The 15,958-nt window shown below is 72.3% G+C and carries 14 protein-coding genes and 1 pseudogene; 9 read left to right on the top strand and 6 right to left on the bottom strand.

Going from position 1 to position 15,958, the window contains the following annotated elements:
• The first annotated feature begins 170 nt into the window (after window positions 1-170).
• Complete coding sequence (locus tag HUN58_RS01905; protein ID WP_180224683.1) at window positions 171-632, top strand: TIGR02611 family protein; 462 nt, start codon at window positions 171-173, stop codon at window positions 630-632.
• Window positions 633-652: 20 nt separating this feature from the next.
• On the opposite strand, the gene HUN58_RS01900 is transcribed toward HUN58_RS01905, so the two are convergent.
• Window positions 653-1,894, bottom strand: a complete 1,242-nt coding sequence (locus HUN58_RS01900) for an MFS transporter (RefSeq protein ID WP_180224684.1) — start codon at window positions 1,892-1,894, stop codon at window positions 653-655.
• Between the two features lie 131 nt (window positions 1,895-2,025).
• Here HUN58_RS01900 and HUN58_RS01895 point away from each other — a divergent pair, with 131 nt between their 5' ends.
• Both HUN58_RS01895 and HUN58_RS01890 read left to right on the top strand, forming a co-directional pair.
• Complete coding sequence (locus HUN58_RS01895; protein ID WP_058740954.1) at window positions 2,026-2,391, top strand: helix-turn-helix transcriptional regulator; 366 nt, start codon at window positions 2,026-2,028, stop codon at window positions 2,389-2,391.
• 35 nt (window positions 2,392-2,426) lie between these two features.
• The gene (locus tag HUN58_RS01890; protein WP_180226119.1) at window positions 2,427-3,971 is read left to right on the top strand and encodes a methyltransferase; all 1,545 of its coding nucleotides are present in this window, start codon (window positions 2,427-2,429) and stop codon (window positions 3,969-3,971) included.
• A gap of 121 nt (window positions 3,972-4,092) precedes the next feature.
• On the opposite strand, the gene HUN58_RS01885 is transcribed toward HUN58_RS01890, so the two are convergent.
• Window positions 4,093-4,959 (bottom strand): NAD(P)-dependent oxidoreductase, encoded by an 867-nt coding sequence (locus HUN58_RS01885; protein WP_180224685.1) that lies wholly within the window; start codon window positions 4,957-4,959, stop codon window positions 4,093-4,095.
• A 135-nt stretch (window positions 4,960-5,094) separates the two neighbouring features.
• Window positions 5,095-5,688, bottom strand: a complete 594-nt coding sequence (locus HUN58_RS01880) for a TetR/AcrR family transcriptional regulator (RefSeq protein WP_114851419.1) — start codon at window positions 5,686-5,688, stop codon at window positions 5,095-5,097.
• A 140-nt stretch (window positions 5,689-5,828) separates the two neighbouring features.
• Here HUN58_RS01880 and HUN58_RS01875 point away from each other — a divergent pair, with 140 nt between their 5' ends.
• Window positions 5,829-8,306 carry a glycoside hydrolase family 3 protein gene (locus tag HUN58_RS01875; RefSeq protein ID WP_180224686.1) on the top strand — a complete coding sequence of 826 codons (2,478 nt, stop codon included), beginning with the start codon at window positions 5,829-5,831 and terminating at the stop codon, window positions 8,304-8,306.
• A 427-nt stretch (window positions 8,307-8,733) separates the two neighbouring features.
• On the opposite strand, the gene HUN58_RS01870 is transcribed toward HUN58_RS01875, so the two are convergent.
• Window positions 8,734-9,741, bottom strand: a complete 1,008-nt coding sequence (locus HUN58_RS01870; protein WP_167510145.1) for an LLM class flavin-dependent oxidoreductase — start codon at window positions 9,739-9,741, stop codon at window positions 8,734-8,736.
• 110 nt (window positions 9,742-9,851) lie between these two features.
• Here HUN58_RS01870 and HUN58_RS01865 point away from each other — a divergent pair, with 110 nt between their 5' ends.
• From HUN58_RS01865 to HUN58_RS01855, 3 genes are read left to right on the top strand one after another with little or no spacing between them, the layout of a single operon-like run.
• Complete coding sequence (locus tag HUN58_RS01865) at window positions 9,852-12,422, top strand: RNA helicase (protein WP_141862881.1); 2,571 nt, start codon at window positions 9,852-9,854, stop codon at window positions 12,420-12,422.
• The gene (locus tag HUN58_RS01860) at window positions 12,422-12,937 is read left to right on the top strand and encodes a GNAT family N-acetyltransferase (RefSeq protein WP_141862879.1); all 516 of its coding nucleotides are present in this window, start codon (window positions 12,422-12,424) and stop codon (window positions 12,935-12,937) included. Before HUN58_RS01865 ends, HUN58_RS01860 begins: the two co-directional genes overlap by 1 nt.
• 56 nt (window positions 12,938-12,993) lie before the next feature.
• The gene (locus HUN58_RS01855; protein ID WP_058741116.1) at window positions 12,994-13,245 is read left to right on the top strand and encodes a DUF6458 family protein; all 252 of its coding nucleotides are present in this window, start codon (window positions 12,994-12,996) and stop codon (window positions 13,243-13,245) included.
• 56 nt (window positions 13,246-13,301) lie between these two features.
• Here the strand turns inward: HUN58_RS01855 and HUN58_RS01850 are convergent, their stop codons facing one another.
• Window positions 13,302-13,823 carry a ribonuclease H gene (locus tag HUN58_RS01850; RefSeq protein WP_141862877.1) on the bottom strand — a complete coding sequence of 174 codons (522 nt, stop codon included), beginning with the start codon at window positions 13,821-13,823 and terminating at the stop codon, window positions 13,302-13,304.
• Window positions 13,824-13,888: 65 nt separating this feature from the next.
• Window positions 13,889-14,797, bottom strand: coding sequence for a hypothetical protein (locus HUN58_RS01845; RefSeq protein ID WP_180224687.1), 909 nt, complete (start codon window positions 14,795-14,797; stop codon window positions 13,889-13,891).
• A gap of 97 nt (window positions 14,798-14,894) precedes the next feature.
• On the opposite strand from HUN58_RS01845, the gene HUN58_RS01840 reads away from it, so the two are divergent.
• Window positions 14,895-15,233: a hypothetical protein gene (locus tag HUN58_RS01840; protein ID WP_180224688.1), complete on the top strand. Its 339-nt coding sequence runs from the start codon at window positions 14,895-14,897 to the stop codon at window positions 15,231-15,233.
• A 131-nt stretch (window positions 15,234-15,364) separates the two neighbouring features.
• Window positions 15,365-15,958 (top strand): annotated as a pseudogene (locus HUN58_RS01835) (leucine zipper domain-containing protein); the annotation flags it as partial.

Genomic DNA, 15,958 nt, shown 5'->3' with positions numbered 1-15,958 from the left:
GGCCGGGTGGGAGCCGCCACGGGGCGGACGTGGGCCGGGCCGCCGGGTGGGAGACGCCACGGGGCGGACGTGGGCCGGGCCGGGAGGCACGTGGCGCGTCCGTCCCGCCGCTCACGGCACGTGGACCGGTTGCGCCGCCGTTTCCCAGCCGCGCGCCCTACGGTGCCGACATGGACGGCGACACCCACGAGCGACCCGACGCGGTCGTGCGTGCCGAGGCCCAGCAGACCGACGAACGGTCCCACCGCTTCCGGTGGTTCCGCGACCTGCGGGCGTGGATCCACGCGCGCCCGGGGCTGCACCTGTTCTACAAGGTGCTCGTCGGCATCGTCGGTGGGCTGGTCGTGGTGATCGGGCTCATCCTCGTGCCGCTCCCGGGGCCGGGTTGGCTCGTGGTGTTCATCGGTCTGACGATCCTGGCGAGCGAGTTCCACTTCTTCCACCGGATCATCACGTGGCTCCGCGCCCAGCTGCACCGCTTCTGGGACTGGGCGAAGGCGCACGGACCGCGGTGGCTCCGTCGCGCGGCGGACCGCGGCAAGGCCGACGTCGACGCCGCACACGCCGACGCGCACCGGAGCACCGGGGTCCGCGCGCACCAGCGGCCGAACCGGGCGCGCCCGGGGCACTGACCTCCGGGCCGGCCGCGGCGTCAGTCGGCGGTGGGCGTGGGGCAGGTCCGCACGGGACCGGTCACGGCACGTTCCTCGGCGTCGGCGGCACTCCGTGAGACCAGCTGGAGGACGAGGGCGACCGTCGCCGCGAGGACGATGAACGCGCCGTACCCGGCGAGGACGGGCACGAAGCCGAACGTCGGCTCGAGGAGGCCGGCCACGACCGCGGGGACGCCGAACGCCAGGTAGCTCACGACGTAGACCGACGACAGCAGTCCGGCGCGGTGCGTCGGTGCGGCGGTCGCGAGCAGCATCCGCAGCGGCGCCTGGAACCCGGCACCGAAGCCCACGCCGGCGATCGCGCTGCCGACGACCAGGCCGGGCAACGAGTGCGCGAACACGAACGACACGGTGACGACCGGTCCGGCGACGAGTGCGATCAGGCCGATGAGCAGGCTGCGGCGGGTGTCGAGCCGCTGGATCGCCAGGCCGGTGAGCCCGCCCACGCCGGTGACGACGGCGATCAGGGCACCGGCGGCGAAGTGGTCCTCGATGCCGAACACGGCGCGGAGCGCGGAGGGCACGAGCGACAGGAACAGCCCACCGAGGGCCCAGCTGGCGACGAGGGCGCCCGCGACGCCGCGGAACAGGGCGCGGGATGCGCGGGGGACCGAGACGGTGGGGCGCAGGGAGCGCAGCGCTCCCGGACGTCGGGTGACGCGCTCGGGGACGACGACGAGCGCCACGACGAGCAGCAGGAGGAGCGCGCCGAACACCACGTAGACGAGCTGTTCGGGCGCGGGACCCCACTCCACCAGGGCGCCGCTCGTGAGGGCACCGGTGGCGAGGGCGAACGGCGGCACGGCACCGTTCAGGACCCCGGCGAGGGACGGGAAGCGCTCGAGCGAGTTGTCGATGAGGGCCGCACCGAGTGCACCGATGAGCAGCCCGACGGCGACGCCCTGCACGATGCGGTCCACCACGAGGGCGACGGGGCCGTCCGCGCCGGCGAACAGCACGAGGGAGAGCACGAGGAGCAGCCCACCGGCGACGAGCACGGGCTTCCGGCCGACGTGGTCGGACAGCCGCCCGGCGACGAGCATCGTGACGAGGAGCCCCGCGACGTAGATCGCGAACACGGCGGTCAGGGCGAGCGGGGTGAGGTGCCACTCGGCGGCGTAGACGGGGTAGATCGGCGACGGCACCGCGGACGAGGCCATCGCGACGAGGAGCATGGCGGCGAGGATCCAGAACCCCGCGACCGATCGTGCTGACTGCATGCGTTCCTCCGGGGTCGTTGCTGGCTGCTGCTGGCTGTCGCTCCTGCGGAGCCTGTACGACTGTATTCGTACAGCACGCTCGTTGTACGACGCAAGTCGTACTGCAGCCGAACGGTGCTACCGTCGCGGTCATGCCCGCGAACGTGGATGCCCCGGAACGGCTGCCCCAACCGGCCGTCGCCGAGATGGACCTGCCGACGGTCCTCGACGCGATGAGCGACCCGATCCGCCTCGCGATCCTGCACCGCTACCTGGTCGACGCGGCGGGCGGGGTGCGCAGCTGCGGGTGGGTCGGGCTGGACCGACCGAAGTCCACGCTGACGCACCACTTCCGCGTCCTGCGCGAGGCCGGGCTGCTCGAGCAGCACCAGGAGGGGCTCGTGCGGTCGAGCCGCGTCCGGGTCGAGGACGTGCAGCAGCGCTTCCCCGGGCTGCTCGACCTGGTCACCGACTGGCAGGTCCCCGCTGCGCTCCTGCTCGACGAGGTCCCCGCGTGAGCGCCGCCGTGCCGACCGGGCAGCCGCACCACGTCCTGCCGACCGTCACGACCGACCCCGTCGTCGTCGCCGCGATCGCCGCGGACCTCGACGCCGCCGGGTTCACGGTCGAGCGGGTCGACGCGCTCTGGGGAGCCGAGGCAGCGGCGTCGCTGCACCGCGGCACCCGGGTCGCCGCGCTCCGGGCCCTGGCCGCGCGGGACACCTCGCCGCTGACGACCCTCGCGACGCTGTTCGTGCTCGGCCTGCCGGTCGCGCGGTCGGACGTCGAGCGGGCCTTCCCGACCGCGGGTCTCGACGGCGTGCTCGCCGCGGGGCTGCTGCGCACGGGCGACGACGGCCGCGTCTTCCCCACCGTCGACCTGCGCCCGTACGCGTTCGTGGACGACCTCGGTGCCGGCAGCTGGTGGATCGTCTCGGACCTCGGTGAGCTCGCGCTCGGTACGGCCCTCGGCGAGGAGCACGTGCTCGGCATCGGTGGCGCGTCCACGACGCTGTCCGGGCTGCAGGTGCCCGTGCGGGTGCGGCGGGTGCTCGACCTCGGCACCGGGTGCGGCATCCAGGCACTGCACGCCCGCCGCTTCGCCGACCAGGTGGTCGCGACCGACATCTCGCAGCGAGCCCTCGACATCGCACGGTTCAACGCCGCGCTGAACGGTGTCGACGGGATCGAGCTCCGGCTCGGCTCGCTCTTCGAGCCCGTCGCCGGTGAGCGTTTCGACCGCATCGTGTCGAACCCGCCGTTCGTGATCACCCCGCGGCGCGAGGGCGTCCCGTCGTACGAGTACCGTGACGGCGGCATGGTCGGCGACGCGCTCGTCGAGACCGTGCTCCGCGGACTCGTCGACCACCTGGAGCCCGGCGGGACCGCCCAGCTGCTCGGCAACTGGGAGTACCACTGGGGCGTCGACGGCCTCGACCGCGTGCGCTCGTGGTTCGCTGACGCCCCCGCCGCGTCGGAGCTCGACACGTGGGTGGTCGAGCGGGAGCGCGAGGACCCGCCCGCCTACGCCGAGACGTGGATCCGGGACGGCGGCACGAAGCCCGGGACGCCGGAGTACGACGTGCTCGTGGATGCCTGGCTCGACGACTTCGCGGCACGGCGGGTCACCGGGGTCGGCTTCGGGTACGTCGTGGTGCGGCGCGCCCAGCCGGGAGGCACGGGGCAACTCCGTCGGTTCGAGCGCGTCCCCGAGACGCTCGGCTCCAACCCCGCGGGGCTCGGTGCGACGGTCGCGCGGGTGCTCGACGCCGCGGCGTGGCTCGGGGTGCACGACGACGAGGCGCTCGCCGCCGCGCACCTCCGGGCCGCCGGCGACGTCACCGAGGAGCGGCACTACTGGCCCGGCAACGACGACCCGACCGTGATCACGCTCGTGCAGGGCGGCGGGTTCGGCCGACGGGTGGACGCCGACACGGCGCTCGCCGCGTTCGTCGGGGCCTGCGACGGCGAGCTGTCCGTCGCCGCGATCGTCGGGGCGATCGCGCAGATCACCGGCGTGGACGAGGAGGCCCTGCGCGCGGACCTGCTGCCGCGGGCGCGGGACCTGGTGCTCGACGGCCTGCTGCTGCCCGCCTGACCCTGCCCGGCCTGGCCCGGCCCGTCGCGTCTCGCAAAACGCAACGTGGGCGGTTCCTCGCAGCGACGTTCCGCTGCGAGAAACCGCTCCCGTTGCGTTCCGCGGGACGGGGGAGAGGGGGTCAGCTCGTGCGGTGGTTGCGCCAGGTGTGCTCGGGGGCGTAGCCGAGCAGCTCGCGGGCCTTGTCGGACGACAGGAGCGAGCTCGTGCCGTCGATGTCCGCCCGGCGCTCGATGTCCGGTACGAAGCGGTCGACGAGCTCGATGGTCGGGGTGTCCATCACGGTGTCGGGGCTCGCGATGACGAACGCCTCGAACCCGGTCAGGTCGGCCTCGAGCGACTTCCGCACCGCCTGGGCGCCGTCGCGGGAGTCGATGTACGACCACAGGTTGAACGTCTTCGCCTCGGGGGAGGCATCCCACGGGAACGCCGGGTAGTCGGTCTCGTCCATCACGTTCGAGAACCGCAGACCGATCATCTTGAGCTCCGGGTCCCAGCGGGTGAAGTGGCGGGCCATCTCCTCCTCCACCGCCTTGCCGAGCGAGTACGAGGACTGCGGGCGCACCGCGAACTCCTCGTCGACGGGCAGGTACGGCGGGTGGTGCTCGCCCATCGGGATCCCGAGCAGGGTCTCGCTCGACGCCCACACCAGGTTCTTGATGCCCGCCACGCGCGCCGCGTGGAAGACGTTGATCGAGGCGGTCACGTTGTTCGTGATGAGGGCCACGTCGGGCACCTGGCCGGGAGCGGGCACGGCCGCGAGGTGCACCACGGCGTCGACCGAGTCGTAGCGGTCGTCGATGCCGGTGAGGGCGCCGAGCACCTGGCCGTAGTCGCTCAGGTCGATGCGGACGAACGGCACCCGCTCGGGCTTGTCGGGGGAGGGGACCCGGTCGAGCAGGACCACGTCGTACCCGTGCTCGTCGAGGTCGCGGACGACCGCCCGTCCGAGCTTGCCGCTGCCTCCGGTCACCACAACACGCGTCATCGCGTCACTCCACATCGTCGTCGGACGGCCTGGTCGGCCGGGTCCCATCCTGCCGCGCGGGTGCTGGGCGGGACCAGGCACTGGCGGTACCTGTCCCGGCGACGCAGCCCTCCGGTGGATCGCCGAACCGGCGTGTCAGCGGGCCGGGGCCGCCGCCTGGGTGATGGCGAGCTGTGCGACGAGCTCCACGTGCTCGGCCATGTCGCGCGACGGGTCGTACAGCCACTGGATCTGCATGCCGTCCGACACCGCGAGCATCACGCTGGTGAGCCGCTCGGCGTCGACGTCGGCGCGCAGCCGCCCGTCCTGCTGCATGTCGCGGAACTGCCGGGTCATGTCCGCCCGGGTGAAGTCGTAGCGCTGCCGGAAGTACTCGTGCGCCGGGTGCTCCGGGTCCGTGGCGGCCGCGGCGGACAGGTTCACGAACATCTGCACCAGCCCCGGGACCTCGGCGTTGTGCCGGACCACGGCGGCGAGGAGCTCGGCCGGGTTCGAGGCGTTCCAGTCCTGCGCGTTGTCGTGCTCGTCGCGGCGGCGGAGGATCTCGACCCAGAGCTCGTCCTTCGAGTCGAAGTAGTGCAGCAGCCCGGCCTGCGTGAGCCCCACCGCGTCGGCGATGTCCTTGATGCTCGTGCGGCGGAAGCCCTGCTGGGCGACGAGTTCGAGCGCGACGGTGAGGATCTCCTCGCGCTTGGCGATGCCCTTCGCGTACGAACCCCGTCGTGCCATGGCGCGAGCGTACCGCCCGCGGACGGACGGCAAAACCGAGTACAGAAAGGTTTTGGGTGCTACGCTGGCGCCAGCCGCCGACGATGGCGCGCGGAGGTCGTGCCCCCGTCGCCCGTCGCACAACGAAGGGACCGACCATCGTGACCACCGTGGAAGAAACGCCCCGCGCCTCCAGTGCGTCGCCGTTGACCGAGCGCATCGACGCGCTCGTCGGACAGCTGACCACCGAGGAGAAGGTCCAGCTGCTGACCGGACGCGACTTCTGGACCACCTGGCCGATCGAGAAGATCGGCCTACGCCGGATCCTGATGTCCGACGGGCCCTCCGGCGTCCGTGGCGAGGTGTGGGACGAGCGCGACCCGTCGCTCAACCTGCCGTCCGCGACCGCCCTGTCGGCGAGCTGGGACCGCGCGATCGCGAAGCGCTACGGCGCCGCCGCCGCGGTGGAGGCGCGGCGCAAGGGCGTCGACGTCGTCCTCGGGCCGACCATCAACCTGCACCGCTCCCCGCTCGGCGGCCGGCACTTCGAGGCGTTCAGCGAGGACCCCGTGCTGACCGGCGACCTCGCCGCGAGCTACGTCGCCGGCGTCCAGGAGAACGGCGTCGCCGCGACCCCGAAGCACTACATCGCGAACGACTACGAGACCGACCGCTTCACCGCGTCGACCGAGGTGTCGGACCGGGCGCTCCGTGAGCTGTACCTGCTCGCGTTCGAGAAGGCCGTGACCGAGGCGCACGCGTGGGCGGTCATGTCGTCGTACAACGCGATCAACGGCGTCACCGCGTCGGAGAACGACCTGCTCGAGACGCCGCTGAACTCGGAGTGGGGCTTCGACGGCATCGTCGTGTCGGACTGGACGGGCGTGCGCTCGGTCGAGTCCGCCAAGGCGTCGCAGGACGTCGCGATGCCCGGACCGAACCCGTGGTGGAGCGAGGGCCCCCTGCTGCAGGCGGTCGAGTCGGGTGAGGTGCCGATGGCCGCGGTCGACCGGAAGGTCCACCGCATCCTGACGCTCGCCGCCCGGGTCGGTGCGCTCGAGGGCTTCGAGCCCGTCGCCGAGCGCCCCGTGCACGTGGAGGACGGGGTCGCCTTCGTCCGCGCCGCCGAGGCCGAGGGCACCGTGCTCGTCCGCAACGAGGGCGTACTGCCGCTCGACGCCGCCGCGGTGTCGCGCATCGCGATCGTCGGCCACAACGCCGACCAGGCCCGCACCCAGGGCGGCGGCTCCGCGACGGTCGTCCCGGAGCGGGTCGTCACGCCGATCGAGGGCATCCGCGCGGCGTTCCCGGGCGCGACGGTGGACTACGCCATCGGTGCCGTGGTGCAGGAGGGCATCGCCGAGTTCCCGCTCGCGAGCATCACGAACCCGGGCACCGGCGAGCCCGGCGCCCGCGTCGCCTTCGTCAAGGACGGCGAGGAGCTGTACGTCGAGGACCGCCGCGCCACCGCGCTGTTCTGGTTCGGCGGCGACGCCCCGACGCGCGAGGCCGACCGGCTCGACATCACCACGACCTACACCGCCGAGTCGACCGGCACCGTCCGGATCGGCATCGGCGCCGCCGGCCACTCGCGCCTGTGGATCGACGGCGAGCTCCTGCTCGACGAGACCGTGCCGTACGAGGGCGACCAGCTCGGCGCCGCGTTCCTCAACCCGCCGGCGCGCTCGGTGCCCGTGCAGGTGCAGGAGGGGCAGCAGGTCGCGATCCGCATCGAGTACGACATCGTGCAGGACGAGGCGCTCGGCGGCGTGCTCGCGTACCAGTTCGGCTCCGAGCCGAGCGACGCCGACCCCGCCGCGCTGATCGACGCCGCCGTCGCGACCGCCACCGGCGCGGACGTCGCGATCGTCGTCGTCGGCACGAACAGCAAGGTGGAGTCCGAGGGCTACGACCGCTCGTCGCTCGCGCTCCCCGGCCACCAGGACGACCTGGTCCGGGCCGTCGCGGCCGCCAACCCGAACACCGTCGTGGTGGTCAACTCCGGGTCTCCGGTCGAGATGCCCTGGCGGGACGACGTCGCTGCGGTGCTCCTGACCTGGTTCGGCGGCCAGGAGTACGGCAACGCCCTGGCCGACGTCCTCACCGGCGCGGCCGAGCCCGGTGGACGCCTGCCCACCACCTGGCCGACGACGCTCGAGGACGTCCCGGTCGCGAACGTCACGCCCATCGACGGCAAGGTCGTGTACGACGAGGGGGTGCACGTCGGCTACCGTGCCTGGCTCCGCGCCGGCACCGAGCCTGCGTACCCGTTCGGCCACGGCCTCGGGTACACGACGTGGTCGATCGACGGCATCAGCGCGACGCCGACGGTGTCCGAGGGGGACGCGGTCATCGTCACTGCGACCGTCGCGAACACCGGCGACCGTGCGGGCAAGCACGTCGTGCAGGTCTACGCCTCGCGCGCGGAGTCGGCCGTCGACCGTCCGGTGCGGTGGCTCGTCGGCTTCGCACCCGTACGGCTCGCTGCGGGCGAGTCGACCGAGGTCTCGATCGAGGTCCCGGCCCGGGCGTTCGCGCACTGGGACGGCGCCTGGCGCTACGAACCCGGCACCTTCACGCTGCACGTCGCGGAGTCCGTGGCCGCCGAGGTCGGGACGACGACCCTCGAACTGGAGTGATCCGGTTTGCGTGCGTTGGGTTGTTGCATTGAGTAGCATCGATGCGCGCCTGTCGGCTGGTTACCGTCGGCGCGCGTACCGATACGGGGTCGCTGTGTGAGCGACGCGGTCTCCTGATCCGGCCGTCGGAGCCCCTGCGATCCCGGTGCGTCAGAATGCGCCTCCGCGTCCGCGCGGGGGCGCATTCGTCGTCCGGGGTCAATGGTCCCGAGGGGGATCATTGACCACTTCACGCATCGGATGACGAACTGTCACTTTCCCCCCGGAGCGATGATGACAAATTCTTCGAGAAGTGAAAGACTCGGCGCACCATCCCCTCCGGATCAGGGATGAGATGGTCATCCGGCCAGGGCTCCGGGGCTTCACCAACCCCGTCGCAGCCCGGCCGGGTGCACCTCTCCCAGCCCGATCCGCTGCTGCGCAGGGATCACCGCAGGTGCGGCAGGACCTCCTCGGCGACGACGCGCAGGATCCGCTCGTGTGCGGCCGCGTCGCCGTTCGCCGGCAGGGTGACGACGAGCTCGTCCGTCGCGGTCACGGCGGGGTCCGCGGCGAGGGCGTCGACGATCTCCGCGACCCCGCCCGCGACCACCTTGCTGAAGCGGAACGGCGGCCCGGAGCGCGGTCGGCCCTCGTCGTCCATGCCGCTCGCGTACCCGGTCAGGAACTCCTCGTGCACCGCGCGGTCGTGGTCGTCGAGGAGCGGGACCACGATGCGGCCGACGGCGACCTTCGCGGTCCGGTCCGGGTGCTGCGCCGCGAAACGCTCCCGGTACGCCGCGATCTGCGCCGCCTGGGCGACGGCGAACGGCTCGCCCGTGTCCTCTGTGTTCAGGGTCGAGCAGTGCAGCAGCAGGCCCTTGTCCGCCGTGCGCTCGGCCGTCCCCAGGCTGCCCCCGCCCCACCAGACGCGGTCGAGCAGGCCGGGGCTCTGCGGCTGCAGCGTCAGCTCGGTGTCGGCAGGGATGCTCTCGTAGCCCTTGCCCGAGGTCCCGAGCGGCTCGCCACGCAACACCTCGAGCAGCCGGGCGGCCCGGGCCTCGGCCTCGTCGCGGAAGCTCCGCTCGGTGCCGCCGAACACCGGGTCCAGGATCGGCCCGTACCCGGCGATGCCCGTGCTGATGCCGAGCTGCACGCGGCCGCCGCTCAGCAGGTCGACCGTGCTGGCGTCCTCGGCCAGGCGCACCGGGTCCTCGTAGCGCATGCCGAGCACGGCCGTGCCGAAGCCGATCGTGCTCGTGCGCTGGGCCGCGGCGGCGAAGAAGGTCATGGGGCTGGTGAGGAACGGCTCGAAGTGTCGGCCGCGCACCCAGCCCGTGCCGTAGCCGAGAGTCTCGGCGGTCTCGAAGAGCCGCAGGCCGTCCTCGAGGGCGCCGGCAGCGCCGGCCGGTCCGCCGTGGTTCGGGACGAAGGAGAGGAATCCGAGTTCGCGCACGTCTCGAGTGTATGCATGCGCATCCACACGCCGGCCGGGAGGATCGTGGCGGGCCCGACCCGATCCTCCCGTCCGTCTCCTGGTCACCACCCACCTGGGAGGATGGACGCATGACCGACGTCACCTCCGTCCCGCCGCTCGTCGCTGCCCTGCCGGCGGCGGTCGACGGCGTCGTCGACCCCGACGCGGTCTACGAGGCCTTCGTCGACTGGGCCGCCTCGGGCGGCCGCCCGCTCTACCCGGCGCAGGACGAGGCGGTCATCGAGCTCGTCTCCGGCGCGAACGTGGTGCTCAGCACGCCGACCGGCACCGGGAAGTCGCTCGTCGCGGCCGGCGCGCACTTCGCGGCGCTCGCCGAGGGGAAGCGGAGCTACTACACCGCCCCGATCAAGGCGCTCGTGTCCGAGAAGTTCTTCCAGCTCGTCGACCTGTTCGGCGCGCAGAACGTCGGGATGGTCACCGGCGACTCGAGCGTGAACGCCGACGCCCCGATCGTGTGCTGCACGGCCGAGATCCTCGCGAACCTCGCTCTGCGACAGGGGCCGGACGCCGAGGTCGACGTCGTCGTGATGGACGAGTTCCACTTCTACGGCGACCCCGACCGCGGGTGGGCGTGGCAGGTGCCGCTGCTCGTGCTCGAGCGGGCGCAGTTCCTGCTCATGTCGGCGACCCTCGGCGACGTGACGACCATCGCCGACGACCTGTCCCGGCGGACCGGACGCCCGACCGCCCGGGTGACCGGTGTCTCGCGGCCGGTGCCGCTGTCCTACGAGTACGTCATGACGCCCGTGCAGGAGACCGTCGAACGGCTGCTCGAGGAGGGCAAGGCGCCGGTCTACATCGTGCACTTCTCGCAGGCGGCGGCGCTCGAGCGGGCGCAGGCGCTGATGTCCGTGCGCGTCGCCGATCGTGCTCGTCGGGACGAGATCGCCGACGCGATCGCGCAGTTCCGGTTCAGTGCCGGGTTCGGGCAGACGCTGTCCCGCCTGATCCGGGCCGGCATCGGTGTGCACCACGCGGGCATGCTGCCGAAGTACCGGCGGCTCGTCGAGCAGCTTGCCCAGCGCGGCCTGCTGCCGGTGATCTGCGGCACCGACACCCTGGGGGTCGGGATCAACGTGCCGATCCGGTCGGTGCTGCTGACCGGGCTGACCAAGTTCGACGGCACCAAGATGCGCCAGCTGTCCGCGCGCGAGTTCCACCAGGTCGCCGGACGTGCCGGTCGCGCGGGCTACGACACCGAGGGCGACGTCGTCGCCGAGGCCCCCGAGCACGAGATCGAGAACGCCCGCGCCGTCGCCAAGGCCGGGGACGACCCGAAGAAGAAGAACAAGGTCAAGAAGAAGAAGGCGCCGGAGGGGTTCGTCTCCTGGGGGCAGGCGTCCTTCGAGCGACTCATCGCGGCGGAGCCCGAACCGATGGTGTCACGGATGCGGATCACGCACGCGATGGTGCTCGCCGTCGTCGCGCGCGGCGGCTCGCCGTTCGACGAGATCCGCGCGCTGGTGTTCGAGAACCACGAGCCGCGGGCACGCCAGTACGCGATGGCCCGGCGCGCGCTCACCATCGCGCGGACCCTGGTCAACGCGCGGGTCATCGAGCGGGTGGACGGCGTGTACCGGCTGGCGGTCGACCTGCAGCAGAACTTCGCGCTCAACCAGCCGCTGTCGCCGTTCGCGCTGGCCGCGTTCGAGTTGCTCGACCCCGAGTCGCCGACGTACGCGCTGGACATGGTCTCCGTCGTCGAGGCGACCCTCGATGATCCACGGGCGATCCTGTCGCAGCAGCAGTTCAAGGAGCGCGGCGAGGCCGTCGCCCGGATGAAGCAGGAGGGGATCGAGTACGAGGAGCGGATGGAGCTGCTCGAGGAGGTCACCTGGCCGCGCCCGCTGGCCGAACTGCTGGAGGCCGCGTACGAGGCCTACGCCGCGGAGCAGCCGTGGGTGCTCGACTTCGCGCTGTCGCCGAAGGCCGTCGTCCGTGACCTGTACGAGCGGGCGATGACGTTCGGGGACTTCGTGCGGTTCTACGACCTCACCCGCTCCGAGGGACTCGTGCTCCGGTACCTGTCCGACGCGTACCGGACCATGCGGCAGACCATCGCCGAGGAGCAGCGGACACCCGAGCTCGAGGCCCTGATCGAGTGGCTCGGCGAGGTCGTCCGGCAGACGGACTCCTCGCTCGTCGACGAGTGGGAGGCGCTCGTCAACGGCGACGTCGCTCGTGCCGAGGCGGAAGCTGGCTCGTCCTCCACGGGCGAGATCGCCCCTCCGCAGCCCGCGCGCCTGACCGGGAACCCGCGGGCGTTCCGGGTGCTCGTGCGGAACGCGCTGTTCCAGCGGGTGCTGCTCGCGGCGGCGGACGACCCGGCGGGACTCGGAGCGCTCGACGCCACGAGTGGCTTCGACCGCTCGGCCTGGGACGACGTGCTCGAGGAGTACTACGACGCGCACGACACGATCGGCACGGACGCGGACGCGCGGTCGATGCAGTACCTGGTGCTGTCCGAGGAGGGACGGACGTGGCGTGCTCGGCAGATCTTCGCCGACCCGGCGGGTGACAAGGACTTCGGGTTCTCGGCGACGATCGACCTCGACGCGTCGGACGCCGCGGGCGAGGCCGTCGTCCGGGTCACCGAGATCGGCCGGTTCGACGGCTGGACGGACGTGGACGTCGACTGATGTGCGCGGTCACCGATCCGGTCTTCCGGTCGCTCGACGGCGACGCTGACGTCGCCGCGCTGCAGGACCTGCTCGAGTCCGCGCCGGACTACACCGAGCGGATCACCGGGTACCCGCCCGGGCCGTCGGACGCCCTGAGCGCGCTGATCAGCGTGCCCGAGGGCTTCGACCCGGTGGGCAAGCACGGTTGGGGGCTGTTCGACGGGGACCGGCTCGTGGCGTTCGCGGACGTGCTGCTCGGCTACCCGGACCCGGGAGCGGCCTTCGTCGGACTGCTGCTCGTCCGCGGGGACCGGCAGGGGCAGGGACTCGGCCGCGCGCTGCACGAGGCCGTCGTCGCCCGGGTGCGCTCGGTGCCGGGGATCGGTCGGCTGCGCCTCGGGATCGTCGCGACGAACGCCGCCGTCGCGGAGCCGTTCTGGCGGGCGCTCGGCTACACGCCCACCGGGGAGACGAAGCCGTACCGGTACGACCACCTGGAGAGCACCGTCGCCCTGTGGGAACGTCCACTCTGACGGACGGGTACGTTCGACGGCAGCCCGGACAGCCGGGTCCGTCGAGAGGAACTCCCATGCGCATCGGATCGAGCATCGCCCTGATCGTCATCGGCGCCATCGTGGCGTTCGCCCTGGACATCCAGCTCGCCGGGGTCGACCTGCGCCTGATCGGGTACATCCTGATGGCCGCGGGCGTCGTGCTGCTCATCATCAGCCTGGCCGTCGGGTTCGGCGGTCGCCGGACGACCACCACGACGCGGTCGGGGATCGACCCGGCGTCGGGGGAGCAGATCACCCGTCAGGACCGGCGCGACGGGACGTACTGACCGCGCTGCGACCCGCTCGCTGGTCGCGTCGGTCCGGTGGTCGCCTTGGTCCGCTTCTAGAACAGGGTCGCGGGCGGTTCGACCTGCACCGGCTCGGGTGCCGGGTCGACCTGCTTGCCCGGCCAGCCCGGGCCCGTCGGAACTTCGGTGTGGTTCTGGTACGCGGTCGCGGCACCACGGGCGCGGACGTCCGCGGCCTCGTTCATCTCGTGGCCGACGTGCCCGCGGACCCACTCGAACGTGACCTTGCGGCCCTGCAGCTCGGCGTCGAGCTCCTTGATGATCTCGACGTTCAGGACGGGCTTGCCATCGGCCTTCCGCCAGCCCTTCCGCTTCCACCCGGCGAGCCACTCGGTGCACGCCTTGATCGCGTACTGGCTGTCGCACAGGATGTGGAGCGGTTCGCCGGCGTCCTTCGTCGCGCGGAGCAGCTGCAGGACGGCGGTGAGCTCGCCGATGTTGTTCGTGGCACGCGGCCAACCGCCTGCGGCCCAGCGGTCGTCGTCGACGTACCAGGCCCAGCCGGCCGGGCCGGGGTTGCCGAGGGCGGATCCGTCTGCGGCGGCGACGATCGTCACGGGGTGACCTCCAGGGTGGTGCGGGTGCGGGGTCGAGCGTAACGGACCGGGCGGTGCCGCCGTGGTCAGCGTCCGGCGGGGTCGAGGTTCAGGTCGGTGTCCTCGTACAACCAGCCGTTGCCGTGCACCCGCATCGTGGGGTTCAACCAGCGGAGCTGCGCCAGGGTCAGGCCGAAGCGCTTCGCGACGGTGGTCTGGTCGTCGCCGTGGGACACCCGGTACGACGTCGGCACACCGCTGCCGGGCGCGGTGAGCTTGTCGCCCGCCGCGTCGAACACCCAGCCGTAGGCGCCGGCACAGGCGGCGCCGACCTGGACGTGCAGGTCCGGGTACGGGCTCGGGATGTGCCACTGCAGGGTCGCCGCCGCCAGGACGCTCCCGACCCACGGTCGGTCCGCGTCGATGGAGCCGTCCGAGTCGTCGGTGTCGGCTGCCTGCGTGGTCGCCGCGGGCACGAGGACGACGCTGTGCAACCAGTCGGGGAAGGATCCCGCGTCGGAGAGGCTGACCGACGAGGGCGCCGGGGCGTCCGCCTGCCAGGTCGTCGAGGCGACCGACTCCCAGTCGAACCCGTCGCCGGGCGAGGCAGCCGACCGGCGGAACTCGACCGTCATCGGCTGCGGGTTCGTCGTGCGGTAGCCGGAGAGCTGCGCGTCGAAGGTGCCCGCGTCGTCCGCCACGACGCGCACGTGCACGGCGGTGTCGCCCGACTTCGAGACGAGGTCCGTCTCGGCGACGACGGTGCCCGCGGGGACCGCCTGCTTCGTCACGACCTGCTGGGCGGTGCCGCCGGTGCCGCTGCCGTCCGTGCCGCTGCCGTCCGTGCCGCTGTCCGGGCGCGCCGATGCGCTCGGTGCCGCGTGCCCTGTGGGCTTCGGCAGCGGGTCGTCCCCGCCGAACACCGAGCAACCGGTGAGCACCAGCGCCGTCACCCCCGCGATCGCGATCGATGCCGTGACCGTCCTGCGTCCCATGTCGGACCCCCTCGCGTCGACCGTAACGGAGCGGGAAGCGGATCACGAGCGCCGTGACCGAACCGGTACCGGAGGTCACCGGCCTACTGTGCAGCCCATGAGCGACAGCATCCCGGACGCACCCGGCCCCAAAGGTTCCGACGACCGCGCACGGAGCGACGCCCTCCGCGACGCTGCGCACCACGAGGGTGCCGACGGCGTGAGCGCGTCCGAGCAGGAGGCCGCGGACACGTCCTACAGCCCGTCGAGCGAGCGGGAGACCGTGGCGGCGCAGACGGACCAGCGCAGCCGCGAGGACCTGGAGGCGGACGGCATCGATCCGTCCCGTGTCGTGGCAGCGCCCGGCACCGGTGGGGCCGACGATGCCGGCGACGTCGAGCCCGAGCCGGGCGACCTGCACCTGCCGTGGCAGTCCGAGGAGGACCGCAAGGGCTGAGCGCCGTCGGGTCCCGCCGGGCGCGCTAGGTGTACCCGGCCGTGACGTTGGTGACACTGCGGGACTTGTGACTCAGCGAGGCCTCCTGGCTTGATGGAGCTGTCTAGTTCTGCCATCGCCAGGAGGCCTCTGTGTCCCACGCTAATGCCCGTCTGACCCTGCACGGCCGGCGGCTGCTCATTACTCGCGTCATTGATGCCGTCGTCCCGTCGCGCACGTTGCCAAGGAGCTCGGCATCTCGCGTCAGTGCGCGCACCGGTGGGTTCGTCGGTTTCGGGCTGACGGCGCCATCGGATTACTGGACCGGTCAAGCCGCCCGCTGCGGACACCGACGAGAACGAGCCCGGAGCGTGAGGCAGCGGTCCTGACCGCGCGGACGATCTCCCGCATCCTTACCCGCCACCGTGTGCCGCCGCTGGCCTGGCTGGACCCGGTCACCGGGACGCTGATCCGCGCGACGAAGGCAACACAGAACCGGTACGAACACGAGCATCCCGGCGACCTGATCCACGTGGACGTGAAGAAGCTCGGCCGGATCCCGAACGGCGGAGGCTGGCGGGTCCACGGCCGCCGCGAGGAGTTCCGGGGGCGCGGCATCGGGTTCGACTACGTCCACGCGGCCGTCGATGATCACACTCGACTCGCCTACGCGGAGATCCACCCAGATGAGAAAGGCGCGACCGCAGCAGCGTTCCTGACACGCGCGGCGGCCTACTTCGCTGAGC

The organism is Curtobacterium sp. Csp1 (genome assembly GCF_013347185.1).
Note: the sequence above shows the minus strand (reverse complement) of the source record. Positions and strands in the feature narration are given on the sequence as shown.